The following is a 17,362-nucleotide window of genomic DNA, read 5'->3' as shown; positions in this document are numbered from 1 at the left end:
GCGTGGGCGGTGGCCGGCGCAGTCGAAGGGGGAACACATGCTGAACAACCTCACCGGTTGGCACGTCCTGATCATCCTCGCGGTCCTGGTCGCCCTGGCGGTCGTCGTCCTGCTGATCGTTCTCGTGGCCCTGCGTCTTGGCCGAGGATCGTCGCGGGCGGGGCAGCCCGCCCCCGGCACTGATCCGGTCGCCGCACTGCAGGCGCTGGCCGGGCTCCGGGACGAGGGCCTGCTCTCCGAGACCGAGTACGAGGCGAAACGGCAGGAACTGCTCGGCAGGATCTGAGTTTCAGGATCTGAGTTCCAGGAGCGGGGCCTCAGGTGCTGAGCCTCACACCCTGAGCCTCAGGCCCGTTCGGGCCGCCCGGTCACGCGCGCGGACACCGGCGACCGGTGCTCGGGTTCCGGTGCCTGGACCCGGCGGCCGCGCACGAAGACGCCCGTGATCGCCGGCTGGCGCAACGCCAGCAGCAGGGCGAACAGGGTCTGGTCGGTGGCCATCTCCGCATCGTCGGCGCGGATGCCCCGCTCGAGCACGCTCGCGAGCGGCTCCCAGCGGTCCGGTTCGATCAGCAAGAAGTCCGCGTCCTTGCCGACGTCGAAGTTTCCGAATCGCGCCTCCATGTCGAGGGCGCGGGCTCCGGCCAGGGTGCCGGTGAAGAGCAGGGCGGCCGGGTCGATCGACAGCCCGGCGTCGCCCGGCTCGGACAGGTGCACCTTGAAGCAGTCGTTGAGCACCCGGGAGACCAGCCACTCGTCGCCCGCGCCGATGTCCGATCCGATCGCCACGTTCACCCCGAACCCGGTGGTGCGCAGCCAGGGCATGGTGCCCGAGCCGAGGAACTGTTGCGAGGTCGGGCAGTGCGCGACGGAGGTGCCGGTTTCGGCCAGCCGGGCGAGTTCGGCATCCTCGCAGTGCACGGCGTGGGCCAGGATGCTCCGGCGACCGAGCAGGCTCGACCCGCCGCGCACCGAACCGGGCAGGAACTGGCCGTCGTAGGTGTCGAGGTAGGTGTCGACGCGGTAGATCGCCTTCACCGCGTCGATCTCACCGGTGCCCGGCCGGTTATTCTCGTTCAGGTGGCTGTGGAAGTACACGCCCCGGCCGCGCACGTCATCGTAGAGCTCGCCGAGCCCGGCGAGCGTGGTCGGCGTGACGGACAGGCTGAACCGGGGAACGACCGCCACCTGCAGCAGCGCCGTTGCCGGGTCGCCGGTGTCGACCGCGTGCCAGCGGTCGATCTCGGCCGTGACCAGGTCGAGGGCCTCGGTCTCTCCGGTGAGCAGCGCCCGCGACGACTCGGAGCCGATGGTCTGGATGCCGCGCCCGCTGACCAGGCGCAGGCCGGCCCGCTCCGACTCGGCGAACAGGGCGTCCTGCGCGGGCGGGAACGCCGACCCGAAGACCAGGGCGCTCGTGGTGCCCGCCGCGATCCGCCGGCGGGTGAAGTCCCGCGCGATCCGGGCGCCGAACTCGGGGTCTTTCAGTTTGGATTCGGCCGGGAAGACGCAATTGTCGAGCCACTCCAGCAACTGCCCGCCGCCGTAGGCATCCGTGGAATAGGTCTGCGGGAAGTGCAGGTGGGTGTCGACGAAGCCGGGCAGGATGAAGCCGCCCCGGTTGTCGGTCACCGGCAGGTCGGCGAACTCCGCGGGGAGAGCGGCGAAGTCGCCGACCCAGTCGATCTGGCCCTCCCCGCCGGTGACGAGGGCGCCGTCGGGCAGGGAGACGAGATGGCGCCTCGCCTCCGACACGGTGGGCGAGCCGGCAATGTGGAAGACGTGACCGCGATAGACCTGCGCGGCTCCACGAATCGAAGTCATGCCTCCTGTCTAGCATTCCCGGCTTGGAGTGAGCCGGTCCCGGCGACCGCTGATCACGCTGTGCGGCGGGCTGTCGCAATTGGCGTCGAGCGCGCCACTTCCGCCGCTGCGCTCCAGGCGCGCCTGCAGCGCAGCGGCGCATTTGGCGCGGTCGGTCTCCGTCGGATGGCCGCTGCTCACGGCGAGGGTGCAAACGTTTGCAGACTCCCGTCGAGCCGGAAAGCGTCGTTTTGGCTCTCCGATGAGGGACAAAACGGGGTGATCCGGCCCAAGCAGACCAAATCCCGAGGAAATGCCTGTAAACGCTTGCATGATCGGCGCGGCGCGGAGTAGCGTCTGATCCGTTGTCCATTGCGCTGCAACGGGCCGAACGGGGAGAGTCAATGCTGACCGAACGCACCGCCGCACGCCGCATCCTGGCCACGATCGGATCAGGGGCGATCATCGTCTCCGGCCTCGTCTTCGCCCCGATCGCCGCCGCGGCAGCCACACCGACCGTCGCCCTCGTCGGCAGCCTCCAGAACGAGCTCGGCTGCACCGCCGACTGGGCGCCGGACTGCAATGCCACCGACCTCGCCCCGACCGGGGTCGACGGGGTGTGGGCGGCCGAGTTCACCCTCCCCGCCGGCAGTTATGACTACAAGGTGGCGCTGAACGACAGCTGGGATGTCGCGTACGGGCTCGATGGCGGGGCCGACAACATCCCGTTGACCATCGCCGGCGACAGCACCCTGCGGTTCACCTTCGATCTCGCCAAGAAGCGGGTCGGGCTTGAGGCGCTCAGCCTCGCCGGACCGTACTCCGCGGCGGATGCCCCGCTCGCGACCGCCCCCATCCGCGAACCCGGCAGCAACGAACAGTTCTACTTCGTGATGACCGACCGGTTCAGAGACGGCGACCCGACCAACAACACGGCCGGCCTCGGCGCCGACCCGCAGGTCTCCGGCTTCGACCCGACCAACAAGGGCTTCTACAACGGCGGCGACCTCGCCGGCCTCCGCTCCTCCCTCGACTACATTCAGGGGCTCGGCACGAGCGCCCTCTGGCTCACGCCCTCGTTCATGAACAACCCGGTTCAGGGCGTCGGAGTGAACGCCTCGGCCGGCTACCACGGCTACTGGATCACCGACTTCACGAAGATCGACCCGCACCTCGGCACGAACGCCGAACTCGAGGCGCTGATCGCCGACTCGCACGCCCGCGGCATCAAGGTCTACTTCGACATCATCACCAACCACACCGCCGACCTGATCGACAACGCGGAGAAGAGGTACAGCTACATCGACAAGGCCACCTCGCCGTATACGACCGCGGCCGGCGTCGCCTTCGACCCCGCCGACTATGCCGGAAAGCCCGACTTCCCGGTGCTCGACACGACCTCGTTCCCGTACACGCCGACGCTCAGCGCCGAGAACGCGAACCGCAAGGTGCCGGCCTGGCTGAACGACCCCACGCTCTACCACAACCGCGGCGACTCGACCTTTGAGGGGGAGAGCGCCCTCGACGGCGACTTCTCCGGCCTCGACGACCTGATGACCGAGAACCCGACCGTCGTGAACGGCTTCATCGACGTCTACAAGACCTGGGTCGACCTCGGCATCGACGGTTTCCGCATCGACACCGTCAAGCATGTGAACCTCGAGTTCTGGCAGACCTGGTCCACCGCGGTGCGCGACTATGCCCGGGCCAACGGCAAGCCCGACTTCTTCATGTTCGGCGAGGTCTATGACGCGGATGCCGCCAAGACCTCTCCCTATGTGCGGAAGACCGACCTCAGCTCTGTGCTCGACTTCGGCTTCCAGGCTCAGGCCACGAGCTTCGCGGCCGGCAACTCGGCCAAGGGTCTCAGCCAACTGTTCGCCAGCGACGACCGGTACACCACCCCCGACTCCAACGCCTACGCCCTGCCGACCTTCCTCGGCAACCACGACATGGGCCGGATCGGCTCCTTCCTGAAGAACACAGACTCACCGGTGCAGCGGGACAAGCTCGCCCACGACCTGATGTACCTCACCCGCGGCCAGCCCGTCGTCTACTACGGCGACGAGCAGGGCTTCGCCGGCACCGGCGGCGACAAGGACGCCCGCCAGTCCCTGTTCGCCAGCCAGGTCGCCGACTACCAGAACCAGCCGCTGATCACGGGGGAGACGGCCGGGTCGGTCGACCGGTTCGGCACGGACGTCCCGCTCTGCACCCATATCAGCGCCCTCTCCGCGCTGCGCAAGAACAACCCGGCCCTGGCCACCGGCGCCCAGATCGAGCGCTACACCGACAGCGGAGCCGGCGTCTACGCCTTCAGCCGGGTCGACCGCACCGCGAAGATCGAGCACCTCGTCGCCGTCAACAACTCGGCTGCCGCCAAGACCGTCACCGTGCCGACCCTCACGGGCAACGCGGCCTTCTCCGTGCTCTACGGAGCCGGAACGCCGGGCACCGCCTCGGCAACGGGTGACCTCTCGGTCACCGTTCCCGCGCTCGGCTCGGTCGTGCTCGTCGCCGACCGCCCGGTCACCGCGCCTTCCGCGGCCACCGCGATCACGGTCGCCGCCCCGAAGGCCGGCGCCGGCGTATCCGGAGTCTCACCCGTGGCCGCCGCGGTCGACGAGGGCACCTGGGCCGAGACCGGCTTCGCCTGGCGCGTCGTCGGCTCCCCGGACTGGAGCGCCCTCGGCACCGCGGAGGACACCACCCCCCGGGTCTTCCACGACACCGCAGGGCTGGCCAAGGGCACCCTGGTCGAATACCGCGCGGTGACCACGGATGCCGCCGGCCAGCGCGCCGCCGCCTCCACCTACGCCTCGGTGGGCAACACCGTCTCCCTTGCCGACACCGCGCCGCCGACGCCCGCCATCGACCTGGTCACGGTCGCTGGCAGCCTCGACTCGGAGATCGGCTGTGCGGGCGACTGGCAGCCCGGCTGCGAGGCCGCGAAGCTCACCAAGCGCGCCGACGGCGTCTACGCCGGCACCTTCGACCTGCCGGCCGGCGCCTACGAGTACAAGATCGCGATCAACGGCTCCTGGGACATCAACTACGGGGCAGGCGGGGTGCCGAACGGCGCGAACGTCGCCTTCACCGCACCCGGCGGACCGGTGACGTTCTACTTCGACCCGCGCAACAACTTCTTCCAGAACACCGCGCAGGGCCCGATCGTCGTCGCCGCCGGCTCCTTCCAGGAGGAGGCCGGGTGCCCCGGAGACTGGAAACCCGACTGCCTCGCCACCTGGCTGCAGGACGTGGACGGTGACGGCATCCTCAGCTGGAGCACCAGCACCCTGCCCACCGGCAGCTACGAGGGCAAGGTGGCGCACAATCTCGGCTGGGACGAGAACTACGGCGCGAACGGCGTGCCGAACGGCGCCAACATCGGCTTCAGCGTGACCGAAGGCAAGCAGACCACCTTCAACTACAACCTGGCCAGCCACGTGCTCACCATCGAAGCCACCGACCCGCCGCTCGCCGGCACCGGCCAGCAGCGCGCCCACTGGCTGAGCGAGAAGACGCTGGCCTGGCCGCGCGACCTGCTGCCGGTGAACACTGATCCGGCCGACCTCGTCTACGCCCTGCACTCCTCGCCGGACGCGACCCTTGCCCTCGTCGACGGCGCCGTGACCGGCGGCGACGCCGTGAAACTCGCCTACGACAAGGACGGGCTGACCGACGCCCAGAAGAAGGCGTTCCCCGCACTGGCGAACTCCGTCGTGCTGCGCCCGGTCGGCACCGACCGTGCCGCAATCGAGTCGCTGCTCACCACCCAGCTGCAGGTCAGCCAGGCCGGCGCCGGCGACGTGCTGAGCGCGCTCACCGGGGTTCAACTGCCCGGCGTGCTCGATGACCTCTACGCGGATGTCGCCACCGCCCGGCCGCTCGGCGTCACCTGGTCGAAGAAACGGCCGACCGTCTCGGTCTGGGCGCCGACCGCGCAGAAGGTGGACCTGCTCGCCTGGACCGCCGGGGACGCCGCCGAACCCGAACGGGTCGCGCTGAAACGCCAGACCGACGGAACCTGGACGGCGACGGGCCAGAAGAGCTGGGCCGACGCATCCTTCGCGTTCGAAGTCACCGTGTTCGCACCGACCACCGGCAAGATCGAGGTGAACCAGGTCACCGACCCCTACTCGGTGGCCCTGACCACCAACTCGACCCGGTCGGTGTTCGTCGACCTGTCGAACCGGGACTTCCGGCCGAAGAAGTGGGAGCGGGCCGAGTCGCCCGAGATCGAGAACGTCGTGGACCGTTCGATCTACGAACTGCACGTGCGTGACTTCTCGATCTCCGACCAGAGCGTGCCAGCGGCGCTCCGCGGAACCTACGGCGCGTTCGGCGTGGACAGCGCCGGCACAAAGCACCTGAAGGAGCTGGCGGATGCCGGACTCAACACCGTGCACCTCCTGCCCACCTTCGACATCGCCACAATCGAGGAGGACCGCAGCACGCAGGCCGTTCCGGCCTGTGACCTCGCCTCCTTCGGGCCGGCTTCGCCCGAGCAGCAGGCGTGCGTGCAGGCGGTGGCCGACACCGACGGCTTCAACTGGGGCTACGACCCGCTGCACTTCCAGGCGCCGGAGGGCTCCTATGCGGTCAACCCGCGCGGCGGAGCCCGGGTGGCGGAGTTCCGCAGCATGGTCGGCGCCCTGCACGACGACGGCCTCCAGGTCGTGCTCGACGAGGTCTACAACCACACCGCGGCGAGCGGCCAGACGGCCAAGTCCGTGCTCGACAAGGTCGTGCCCGGCTACTACCACCGGTTGAACCCGCTGGGCGCGGTCGAGACCTCGACCTGCTGCCAGAACGTGGCCACCGAGCACCGGCTGGCCGAACGGCTGATGGTCGACTCGGTCGTGCTCTGGGCCAGGGAGTACCGGGTCGACGGCTTCCGATTCGACCTGATGGGTCACCACTCGAAGGAGAACCTGCTGAACGTGCGGAAGGCGCTGAACACGCTGACCGAGAAGAAGGACGGAGTGGACGGCAAGGCCATCTACCTCTACGGCGAGGGCTGGGACTTCGGTGAGGTGGCGAAGAACGCGCTGTTCGAGCAGGCGAAACAGGGCCAGCTCGGCGGCACCGGCATCGGCACCTTCAACGACCGGCTGCGCGACGCCGTGCACGGCGGCAGTCCCGTCGACGGCGGCACGGTGCAGCAGCAGGGCTTCGGCACCGGGCTCGGCACCGATCCGAACGGCGCGGCGATCAACGGCACCCCGGAGCAGGCCCTGGCCAAGCTGGCCACGGCCAGCGACCTGGTGCGGCTGGGGCTCGCGGGGAACCTCCGTGACTTCAGTTTCGTCACCGGCGACGGCACGGTGAAGCGCGGCGACCAGCTCGACTACAACGGGTCCCCGGCCGGCTACGCCGACCAGCCGGCCGAGGTGATCAACTATGTCGACGCTCACGACAACGAGACGCTCTTCGACCTGCTCGCCCTCAAGATGCCGGCCGACTCCGCGATGACCGACCGGGTGCGGATGAACACCCTCTCCCTGGCCACCGCGACCCTCTCCCAGGCACCGTCGCTCTGGCACGCGGGCACCGATCTGCTGCGCTCCAAGTCCCTCGACCGGGACAGCTACAACTCGGGTGACTGGTTCAACCGGATCGACTGGACCGGCCAGACGAACAACTTCGGGGTGGGCCTGCCGTCGGCGGCCGCGAACAAGGACAAATGGGACATCCAGCGGCCGCTGCTCGAGGACCCGGCGCTCGTGCCGACCCCGGCCGACATCGCGGCCGCGTCGAGCCAGGCGCAGGATCTGCTTCGGCTCAAGCAGTCGACCGAGCTGTTCCGGCTCGGCGAGGCGAAGCTGATCAAGCAGAAACTGACCTTCCCGGCGGGAGGTCCGACCGAGATCCCCGGTGTCATCGTGATGCGCCTCGACGACACCGTCGGCGCCGACGTCGACCGCAAGATCGACGGTGTGCTCACGGTGTTCAACGCGAGCCCCGAACCGCAGACGATCGTGCTGACGGAGCTGGCCGGCAAGAGCTACCAGCTCAGCCGCACCCAGGCGACGGGCACGGATGCCGTAGTCAAGACCACGACCTGGGACACGGCCACCGGCACGGTCACCGCTCCCGCCCGCACCGTGGCCGTGCTCGTCGACGACCAGAAGCGGGGCCGGTAACCCCCGGGGTCAGGCGCCGGGGTGCATCAGGCGCCAGATCCGGTCGCGCGACATCGGCAGCTCGTAGGGGCGGATGCCGATGGCGTCGCGCACCGCATTGGCCAGGGCCGGGGCGACCGGGTTGTAGGGCGACTCGCTCATCGACTTCGCGCCGAGCGGGCCGAGCGCATCCGTCGTCTCGGCGAAGTACACCTCGGTCACCGGCAGGTCGGCCAGCAGCGGGATGTGGTAGTTGCGCAGCACGCTCGTGGTGACCCGGCCGGCCCCGTCGAGGATGACCTCCTCGAACAGCGACGAGCCGATCGCCTGGGCGACGCCGCCCTCGATCTGGCCGCGGCACTGGTCGGGGTTCATCACGACCCCGGCGTCCGCGGCCTGGATCGACTGGAGGATGAGCACCTCCCCGGTGAGGGTTGACACCGCCACCCGGAACGCCTGCACGTTGAACGCGACCGAGCGCCTCGCGCCATCCTCGTCGGCCTCGGCGCTCACGGGGGCCGGCCCGTATGTCCCGGCGCTGAGCTTCTCCGCCAGACGCGTCGCCGCACGCAGCACGGCCTTGCCGGCGACGACGACCCCGGCCGAGCCGTACGCGCCCGTGTCGTAACCGGATGCGTCGGTGTCGGAGTGCAGGATGTCGATCAGGCCGGGGTCGATGTTCAGCGCCGTCGCCGCGAGCTGGGCGTGCACGGTGGTCGTGCCGTTGCCGAACTCGGCCGTGCCGACCCGCACCGTGTACCGGCCGGTCGGCTCCAGGGTCACCGAGGCGTGCGCGAAGTGCCCGCGCGGCGGCATGGTGGCGATCATCGCGGTCGCCATTCCCTCGCCCACCTGCCACTGCGGGCCGTCGGGCGCCGCCACACCGTTGCCTCGCTCGAGCGCGGCCTGGGCCAGGTCGAGGCACTGGTCGAGGCCGTAGCTGCCGAAGATCAGGTCGTCGCCCTCCACCTGGGTGACCACCAGCGGGTCGGCTGGGCCGACGCAGTTGAGCCGCCGCAGGTCGAACGGGTTCATCCCCAGGTCGCGGGCGAGGTCGTCGACGGCGGACTCGATCCCGAAGATCACCTGGCCGAGACCGTAGCCGCGGAACGCGCCGGAGGGGAGGTTGTTCGTGTACACGCTCTGGGCATCCACCCGCTTGTTCGGCACCGCGTAGAGGCTCACCGACTCCGAGGTGCCGTGGAACATCACCCCGGGGCCGTGGTTGCCATAGGCGCCGGTGTCGGAGAGCACGCCGACCTTGAGCGCGGTGAGCCGGCCCTCGTCGGTCGCGCCGAGGGTGACCTTCACCCGCATCGGGTGGCGCAGCGGCGCCGCGGTCAGCTCGTCGGTGCGGCTGAACTCGTACTGCACCGGCCGCCCGGTCTTCAGCACGGCGAGGGTGACGACGTCCTCGGTGAGGATCTCCTGCTTGCCGCCGAAGCCACCGCCGACCCGGGCGGTGAACACGCGCACGCCGGCCGGGTCCAGGTCGAACAGCCGGCAGATCTCCCGGTGCACCAGGAAGGGCACCTGGGAGCTCGTGCGGAGCACCAGCCGGTCGTCCTCGAGCCAGCCGATCGTGGCATGGGTCTCCAGCTGGGTGTGCGCCACCCGCTGCGTCTGCCAGTCTCCGGTGACGAGCCGGGTGGCCTCGACCAGGCCGGCCTCGAGATCGCCGTACTCGCCGTGCAGCTCGGCGACGAGGTTGCGCCCCGGGTCGGCCAGGCGGCTTTCGACGGCGTCCTTGTCGCCGTGCACGAGGGCGGCCCCCGGGAGGAGGGCCTCGGCCGGGTCGAAGACCGCGGGCAGCAGCTCGTAGTCGACGGAGATCAGCCGGCAGGCGGCCTCGGCGATCGCCACGGTGTCGGCGACGACGGCCGCGACCCGCTGGCCGCGGAACCGCAGCACCCGGTCGAAGACGAGGGTGTCGTCCGGGTCGTCGAGCCGGTCCTCGTGCCGGCCGGTGGAGTAGAGGGTGGCGGGGGAGTCGGCGTGGCTGAGCACGGCGTGCACGCCCGGCAGGGCGGCGGCCGCCCGGGTGTCGATCGAGCGGATGCGCGCGTGGGCATGCGGGCTCCGCAGCACACTCAGGTGAGTCAGGCCGGGCACGGCGACGTCGAGCGTGTACGGTTCCTGCCCGCTCACGATCCGTTCACTCGCCGGGGCGCGCAGCGAGGTGCCGACCTTGCCGGTGCGGATCACCCGGCCCAGAGTCGAGGCGGGGGCGTCGGCGGGAGTCTCGGCGGGAGTTTCGGCGGGAGTTTCGACGGGGGCGCACGCCGACCCGTCCGAGGGTGTGTGCGTGCCGCGGATGGCGTCCGCGATCGAGCGATATCCGGTGCAGCGGCACAGGTTGCCCTTGAGCAGGCGCGGCAGGTCGTCGTGGTCGTGCTCGGTCAGGGTGGAGGCGGTCACGACCATGCCGGGGGTGCAGAAGCCGCACTGGAAGCCGCCGGCGTCGACGAATCGCTGCTGCACCGGTGCGAGGTTGCCGGGCAGGCCCAGTCCGGCCGCCGTCGTGACCTGCGTGTCCTCGGCGCGGAAGGCCGGGAAGACACAGGAGTGCACGGGGGTGCCGTCGACCAGCACCGAGCAGGCGCCGCAGTCGCCCGTGTCGCAGCCCTTCTTCACCTCGAAGTGCTCCTGCTCGCGCAGGAAGGAGCGCAGGCACTGCCCGGGGGCGGCCTGGGCGTCGACCGGCGACCCGTTCACGGCGAGCCTCATGCCCGCACCCCCTCGCGCGCGTCCTCCCAGGAGTAGCCCGGGTTGCCCTGCCCGTGAGTGAGTTCGGCCCGGATCTCCTCGCCCAGCACGCCGCTCACGGCGCGGCGCCAGTCGGCGGCGCCGTGGGCATCCGTGAACCAGGCGTCGATCGCGGCGATGTCGCGCGCGAGCGCGCTCGCCGAGGGGGCGGAGTCGTAGCGGAGCTGCACCGGGTGCACGGTGCCGGCGGTGACGGTGAGCGCGAAGCCGCCGTCGGCGTCGGAGCGGCCGATCAGCAGGGTGCCGGAGCGGCCGAGCGGGGAGAGGGCGATCCGGCGGAAGGCCGTGCGGGAGCGCAGCGTCGACGCCGGGAGGAAGACCGAGCGCAGCACATCGCCGGGGTCCAGCCGGTTGGCCTGGTTGCCCGTCACGAAGTCCACGGCGGGCAGGCGCTCGTCGCTGCCGTCCGCGCGCCAGAGGAGGACCTCGCCGTCGAGGGCCGCGGCCAGCGCCGTCATCGGCCCGGCCGGCAGCGACGCGCACAGGTTGCCGCCGACCGTGGCGACGTTCCAGATCTTGAACGAGCCGTAGAGTGCGGCGGCGCACTGGAAGAAGAGCGGATGCGCGGCCAGCCCGATCGCTTCCGGCAGCCGGGACAGCTGGGCGATGGTGCAGGTGGCGGCGATGTCGAGGCCCCCATCGGTGACCGTGAGCGGCTCCCAGCCGAGGCTCTGCAGGTCGACCAGCCCGGTCAGGTGGGTCTGCGGCTCGCCGAACAGGTCGGTGCCGCCGGCCAGCGGCGCCACCGTCGGCCCGAGGGCGGCCAGGTCGTCGCGGCTGCGGGCAGAGGTGAGAGTCAGAACGGTGTTCAGATCCATCGCTTATCCCCAATGAACTAAGTTGCTAGGTTTCCAAGATAAAACTTAGCTGAGTAGCACGGGGTCGACGACCCGGCGCGCATCCTCACGGCCTCTTCACACCAATGCCCTCGGAGCAGGCGGTGTGCAGGCACGATAGCGCGAAAGTCAGGCGAAGGGGTCCGCGCCAGGGTGGTCGACGTCTGGCTGGTCGATGGCGGAGTGGTCGACGCCGTGCAGCTGGTCCAGGATGTGATCGAGCACGTCGTCGAGGAGGGTGAGACCATCGCGCACCCCACCGCTCGAGCCGGGCAGGTTGACGATCAGGGTGCGGCCGCGGGCGATGCCGGCCCGGCCGCGGGAGAGCACGGCCAGGGGCGTCGAGACGGCGCCCCGGCGGCGCAGCTCCTCCATCAGGCCGGGCAGCTCCCGGTCGAGCAGCGGCCCGGTCTGTTCGGGGGTGTGGTCGTGCGGGCTGACGCCGGTGCCGCCCGTGGTGATCACCAGGTCGTAGCCGGCGTCGACCGCGGCCCGCAGTGCCACCCCGACCGGGTCGCCGTCGGGCACCACGTGGCGGCCGAGCACGGTCCAGCCGCGGTCGATCAGCCAGGCGTCGATGACGGGGCCGGTCCGGTCCGGGTAGATGCCCGCCGCCGCGCGCGTGGACGCCACGATGACCTGGGCGGTGCGCTCCGGGTGCGGGACGCGGATCGGGGCTGTCGCGGGTGCTTTCACGCCTCCATCCTGCCCCACCGACCGGCGCGACCGGCCCGAACGCCCCGAACGGGCCTCGGCCGGGCAAGCAAAACCGCAAATACGGTAATAGGATGCGTTCCATGTCGCAGATACGGATCAAAGACGCCGCGGGGTACCTCGGGGTAAGCGATGACACCGTGCGCCGGTGGATCGACAACGGCACCCTGGCCGCGTCCACGGACGATTCGGGGCGGATGGTCGTCGACGGTCTCGACCTGGCCACCCTGGCCAGGGAGAACGCACTGGCGCCGGCCGACCCGGCCGACACCGCCAGTTCGGCCCGCAACCGTTTCATCGGCCTGGTGACCAGCGTGCTCAGCGATCCGGTCATGTCCCAGGTCGAACTGCAGTGCGGCCCGCACCGGGTCGTCTCGCTGATGAGCACGGAGGCCGTGCGAGAGTTGGGCCTCGTTCCCGGTTCCGTCGCCGTCGCCGTGGTCAAGGCGACCACTGTCATCGTCGAGACGCCGAGGGGTCACCAGTGAAGCCGGGTCGCCGGCCGGCTGCCGCGGTCGTGCTGGTCCTGGCCACCGGTCTCACCGCGGGCTGTGCGGGTCAGGCCGGCTCGGGTCCGCCGTCCGCTGCAGGCGCGCCATCCGCTTTCTCCGGAACGCTCACTGTGTTCGCCGCGGCGTCCCTGACCGGCACGTTCACCGCGCTGGCCGACCGGTTCGAGGTCGCCCACCCCGGGGTCACGGTGACCCTCAACTTCGCCGGCTCGGCCGATCTCGTCACCCAGATCACCGAGGGTGCCCCGGCCGACGTCTTCGCGGCCGCAGACACGAAGAACATGGCCCGGCTGGCGGACGCCGGCCTCGTGACCGGGAAGCCGGCCGTCTTCGCGACCAACACGCTCGAGATCGCGGTCCCGCCCGGCAACCCCGCGCAGATCGGGTCGTTCGCCGACCTGGCCCGCCCCGGAGTCGCCGTGGTGACCTGCGCGCCCCAGGTGCCGTGCGGCGCCGCGGCCGCGAAGATCGAGGAGGCGACGGGCGTCAGCCTCACCCCGGTCAGCGAGGAGAACGCCGTCACCGACGTGCTCGGCAAGGTTTCCTCCCGGGAAGCGGATGCCGGGCTCGTCTACGTCACCGATGTCGCCGCGGCAGGCGACTCCGTGCAGGGGATCCCGTTCCCCGAGTCCGATCGGGCCGTGAACAGTTACCCGATCGGGGTGGTGGCCGGCAGTGCGCAGGCGGCGCTCGGGGCATCCTTCGCCCGATTCGTCACCGGCGCGGCCGGTCGGAAGATTCTCGCGGCGGCCGGTTTTGGCGCTCCCTGAGCTGACGGGTCGGCCGGCCTGGGGGTCTGGACCGACCGGACCGGCCGGATCGGTCGGACCGGTCACGCTCGGCGTGCCGCGCTGGATCCTTGCCATCGCCGCGCTCGGCGCGCTCTTCATCGTGCTGCCGATCGCAGGCATGACGGGCCGGGTGGACTGGGCCCACTTCGGCAGCCTGGTCACTTCGCCGTCCGCGGTCACCGCGCTGCTGCTGAGCCTCCGCACCGCGGCAGCGAGCACCGTGCTCTGCCTGGTCCTCGGGGTGCCGATGGCCCTGGTGCTGGCCCGGAGCCGGTTCCCCGGGCAGCGGCTGGTGCGCGCCGCCGTGCTGCTGCCGCTCGTGCTGCCGCCCGTCGTGGGCGGCATCGCCCTGCTGTCGACCTTCGGCCGCCGGGGTCTGCTCGGCCAGAGCTTCGAGGTTCTCGGCCTGCAGATCGCCTTCTCGACCACCGCCGTCGTGCTCGCCCAGACCTTCGTCGCCCTGCCATTCCTCGTGCTCAGCGTCGAGTCCACCCTCCGGGCCTCCGGCGCACGCTACGAGGCCGTCGCGGCGACCCTCGGCGCCACCCCCAGCGTCGTGTTCTGGCGGGTGACGCTTCCGCTCGTGCTGCCCGGCCTGGTCTCCGGTGCCGTGCTCGCCTTCGCCCGCGCCCTCGGTGAGTTCGGGGCGACCCTCACCTTCGCCGGCAGCCTAGAGGGAGTCACCCGCACCCTGCCGCTGGAGATCTACCTGCAGCGGGAGACCGACCCGGATGCCGCGGTGGCGCTGGCGCTCGTGCTCGTTGCCGTGGCCGTGGTGGTCATGGTCGCGACGCACCGGCCGCGGGTGCTCTCGTGACGTTCGGGCCGGCGAGCGTGGCCGTCCCGGTCCCGGTCCTGGTCGCGGCGCACCGGCCGCGGGTGCTCTCGTGACGTTCGAACTGGCGGCCGTGGTCGCCCGGCGTGGCCTCGACGTCTCGTTCGCTGTGGCGCCGGGGGAGACCGTGGCCCTGCTCGGCTCCAACGGGGCCGGCAAGTCCAGCGTGGTCGAGATCAGCGCCGGGTTGCTCCGGCCCGATGCCGGCCGGGCCAGCCTGGACGGCCGGGTCCTGTTCGACCTGGGCCCTGGCCGACCGGGCGTCTGGCTGCCGCCGCACGCCCGCGGCACGGCGCTGCTCGCCCAGGAACCGCTGCTCTTCCCGCACCTCTCGGTGCGGGACAACGTGGCGTTCGGCCCGCGCAGCGCGGGGGAGTCCCGGGCCAGGTCCCGGGAGGTCGCCGACGAGTGGCTGGCCGCGGCCGAGGTCGCCGACCTCGCCGACCGGCGGCCGACCGCGCTCTCCGGTGGGCAGGCGCAGCGGGTGGCCGTGGCCAGGGCCCTCGCGGCGGATCCACGGCTGCTGCTGCTCGACGAGCCGATGACCGCGCTCGATGTGGCTGCGGTACCCGCGCAGCGCCGGCTCCTGCACCGGGTGCTGGCCGGCCGGTCGGTCATCCTGGTCACCCACGACCCGTTGGACGCCCTGGCCCTCGCCAGCCGGGTGATCGTGCTCGACCGGGGCCGGATCGTGGAGGAGGGCCTGACCCGCGCGGTGTTCGCGCAGCCGCAGACCGAGTTCACCCGCGCCCTGACCTTCGGTCTCGACCTCTCGGTCGGCCCCGCCGGCCCGGCCGCGGCCACCTGACCTCTGCCTCCCGCCCCTGCCTCCCGCCCCTGCCTCCCGCCCCTGCTTCCCGCCTCCTGCCTCCCGCCCCTGCTCCTGCTCCTGCTCCTGCTCCTGCCTCCCGCCTCCCTGTGCCGAATTCAGGAAAAACGGATGCCGGCGGTCGGGATTCCGCGTGATTGCGGGGGCCGGCCCGCGGCATCCGGTCAGTTCTCCTGAATAGGCCACGGTGCGGTCGCGGGCCGTCACGCGGTGCGCAATCCGCGGGCAAAGGAATACGCTTAAACAATGACCGTTCCCACAACCTCGTCCACCCGTGCGACCGCTCGCCCGTTGACGGACGAGGAGGTGGCCCGGATCCGCAACGACTTCCCCATCCTGGAAACCCGGGTCAACGGGCATCCGTTGAACTATCTGGACTCGGGGGCCACCTCGCAGAACCCGGTCAGCGTGATGGAGGCGGAGCAGGAGTTCTACGAGCAACGGAACGCCGCAGTGCATCGCGGGGCGCACACCCTCGCCTTCGGCGCCACCGAGACGTTCGAGGCCGCCCGCGCCACGGTCGCCGCCTTTATCGGCGCCCAGACCGACGAGGTCGTCTGGACCTCGAATGCCACCGAGGCGGTCAACCTGGTGGCCTATTCCCTCTCCAACGCGTCGCTCGGCCTCGGCGGCGAGGCGGCGAAGCGGTTCCGGCTCGGCGCGGGCGACGAGATCGTGGTGACCGAGATGGAGCACCACGCCAACCTGATCCCGTGGCAGCAGCTCGCGCTGCGCACCGGCGCGACCCTGCGGTTCATCCCGGTTCAGGATGACGGCACTCTCGACCTGGCCGCCGCGGCCGCCGTGATCGGCTCCCGCACCCGCCTGCTCGCCGTCACCCACGCGTCAAACGTCGTCGGCACGATCAATCCCGTCGCCGAGCTCGTCGCCCTGGCCCGAGCGGTCGGCGCGCTGGTGCTGCTCGACGCCTGCCAGTCGGTGCCGCACCTGCCCGTCGACGTCGCCGCCCTCGACGTGGACTTCGCCGTCTTCTCCGGCCACAAGATGCTCGGCCCGACCGGCATCGGAGTGCTCTACGGCAAGGCCGGCCTGCTCGCCGACCTGCCGCCGTTCCTCACCGGCGGCTCGATGATCACGACCGTCGACATGCACACAGCCGAGTTCCTCGCCCCGCCGCAGCGGTTCGAGGCCGGCACCCAGCGCATCTCCCAGGCGATCGCCCTCGCCGCCGCCGTGGAGTACCTGACCGAGACGGGCATGGAGCGCATCGCGGCCCGGGAGGCGGAGCTCGGCCAGCGCCTCGTCGCGGGGCTCAGCGACATCCCCGGCGTGCGCGTGCTGGGGCCGGGCCTCGGCGTGGAACGGATCGGCCTGGCCAGCTTCGACCTGGCCGGCGTGCACGCGCACGACGTGGGCCAGTACCTCGACGAGGCCGGAATCGCGGTGCGGGTCGGGCACCACTGCGCCCAGCCGCTGCACCGACGCCTCGGCGTGACCGCGTCCACGCGCGCGAGCACCTACCTTTACACGACCACCGACGAGGTGGACCAGTTCCTGGCAACCCTGCGCGAGGTTGCGCCGTTCTTCGGAGTCCGTTCATGACCAGCACCGCGATGCAGCAGCTCTACCAGCAGATCATCCTCGACCACGCGAAGGCCAGGCACGGCGCCCCGGCCGAGGGCTTGCCGCCGATCCCGGCCGAGCCTGCGTCGGTCGAGCTTAGGTCCGCCGCACCGGGGCCCGACGGGCTGCGGGTGGGCGAGTCGCACCAGGTGAACACCACCTGCGGCGACGAGGTCACCGTGCGGGTCGGCGTGCGCGGCCTCGGTGAAGAGGCCGTCATCGAAGAGTTCGCCTGGAGCGGCGACGGATGCTCCATCTCGATGGCGTCGGCATCCGTGCTTCACGACACCGTGCGTGGCGTGACCGTCGCCGAGGCCAGGGCAATGCTCGACCTCTACCGGGAGATGCTGCGCTCCCGGGGCACGATCGAACCCGACGAGGAGATCCTCGGTGACGCGGCCGCCTTCTCCGGCGTCTCCCGCTACCCGGCCAGGGTCAAGTGCGCGATGCTCGCCTGGGTAGCCTTCGAGGCCGCCCTGCTCCCCGCCGCCGAATAGCATCGCCTGCCCTGTGGTCGAGCCTGTCGGGACCCGAGAATATATCTTCGAATAAGTTATCCACAAGTAG

General features: G+C 71.0%; 12 protein-coding genes. 8 read left to right on the top strand and 4 right to left on the bottom strand.

Annotation, left to right across the window (positions count from 1 at the left end; all coding sequences use genetic code 11):
- The first annotated feature begins 37 nt into the window (after positions 1-37).
- Entirely contained in the window at positions 38-286 is a 249-nt protein-coding gene (locus tag E3O48_RS09875) for an SHOCT domain-containing protein (protein WP_134538444.1), read from the top strand.
- A 59-nt stretch (positions 287-345) separates the two neighbouring features.
- Here the strand turns inward: E3O48_RS09875 and E3O48_RS09870 are convergent, their stop codons facing one another.
- Positions 346-1,824: an amidohydrolase family protein gene (locus E3O48_RS09870; RefSeq protein WP_134538442.1), complete on the bottom strand. Its 1,479-nt coding sequence runs from the start codon at positions 1,822-1,824 to the stop codon at positions 346-348.
- A gap of 383 nt (positions 1,825-2,207) precedes the next feature.
- Between E3O48_RS09870 and pulA the strand changes: the two genes are divergently transcribed.
- The gene (gene pulA, locus E3O48_RS09865; RefSeq protein ID WP_134538440.1) at positions 2,208-7,949 is read left to right on the top strand and encodes a pullulanase-type alpha-1,6-glucosidase; all 5,742 of its coding nucleotides are present in this window, start codon (positions 2,208-2,210) and stop codon (positions 7,947-7,949) included.
- Between the two features lie 9 nt (positions 7,950-7,958).
- Here pulA and E3O48_RS09860 read toward each other — a convergent pair whose 3' ends face one another.
- The 3 genes from E3O48_RS09860 to E3O48_RS09850 form a co-directional block, all read right to left on the bottom strand.
- Complete coding sequence (locus E3O48_RS09860) at positions 7,959-10,655, bottom strand: molybdopterin cofactor-binding domain-containing protein (protein WP_134538438.1); 2,697 nt, start codon at positions 10,653-10,655, stop codon at positions 7,959-7,961.
- On the bottom strand, positions 10,652-11,512 hold the full coding sequence (locus E3O48_RS09855) for an FAD binding domain-containing protein (protein WP_134538436.1): 861 nt from the start codon (positions 11,510-11,512) through the stop codon (positions 10,652-10,654). The genes E3O48_RS09860 and E3O48_RS09855 overlap by 4 nt, the downstream gene beginning before the upstream one ends.
- A 147-nt stretch (positions 11,513-11,659) precedes the next feature.
- The gene (locus E3O48_RS09850) at positions 11,660-12,226 is read right to left on the bottom strand and encodes a molybdenum cofactor biosynthesis protein B (protein WP_198413048.1); all 567 of its coding nucleotides are present in this window, start codon (positions 12,224-12,226) and stop codon (positions 11,660-11,662) included.
- 101 nt (positions 12,227-12,327) lie between these two features.
- Here E3O48_RS09850 and E3O48_RS09845 point away from each other — a divergent pair, with 101 nt between their 5' ends.
- From E3O48_RS09845 to sufU, 6 genes are all read left to right on the top strand, one after another.
- Complete coding sequence (locus E3O48_RS09845) at positions 12,328-12,732, top strand: molybdopterin-binding protein (protein WP_134510132.1); 405 nt, start codon at positions 12,328-12,330, stop codon at positions 12,730-12,732.
- Positions 12,729-13,526 (top strand): molybdate ABC transporter substrate-binding protein, encoded by a 798-nt coding sequence (gene modA, locus E3O48_RS09840; protein ID WP_134538434.1) that lies wholly within the window; start codon positions 12,729-12,731, stop codon positions 13,524-13,526. The genes E3O48_RS09845 and modA overlap by 4 nt, the downstream gene beginning before the upstream one ends.
- 73 nt (positions 13,527-13,599) lie before the next feature.
- Complete coding sequence (locus tag E3O48_RS09835) at positions 13,600-14,364, top strand: ABC transporter permease (protein WP_241982487.1); 765 nt, start codon at positions 13,600-13,602, stop codon at positions 14,362-14,364.
- Between the two features lie 70 nt (positions 14,365-14,434).
- Entirely contained in the window at positions 14,435-15,190 is a 756-nt protein-coding gene (locus E3O48_RS09830) for a sulfate/molybdate ABC transporter ATP-binding protein (RefSeq protein ID WP_134538432.1), read from the top strand.
- A 267-nt stretch (positions 15,191-15,457) separates the two neighbouring features.
- Positions 15,458-16,774 (top strand): aminotransferase class V-fold PLP-dependent enzyme, encoded by a 1,317-nt coding sequence (locus E3O48_RS09825; RefSeq protein WP_134538430.1) that lies wholly within the window; start codon positions 15,458-15,460, stop codon positions 16,772-16,774.
- Entirely contained in the window at positions 16,771-17,292 is a 522-nt protein-coding gene (gene sufU / locus E3O48_RS09820; protein WP_134538428.1) for a Fe-S cluster assembly sulfur transfer protein SufU, read from the top strand. Before E3O48_RS09825 ends, sufU begins: the two co-directional genes overlap by 4 nt.
- Positions 17,293-17,362: the final 70 nt, after the last annotated feature.

The organism is Cryobacterium sp. HLT2-28 (genome assembly GCF_004402495.1).
Taxonomy (GTDB): Bacteria; Actinomycetota; Actinomycetes; order Actinomycetales; family Microbacteriaceae; genus Cryobacterium; species Cryobacterium mannosilyticum.
This window is presented reverse-complemented; position numbering and strand designations above follow the sequence as displayed.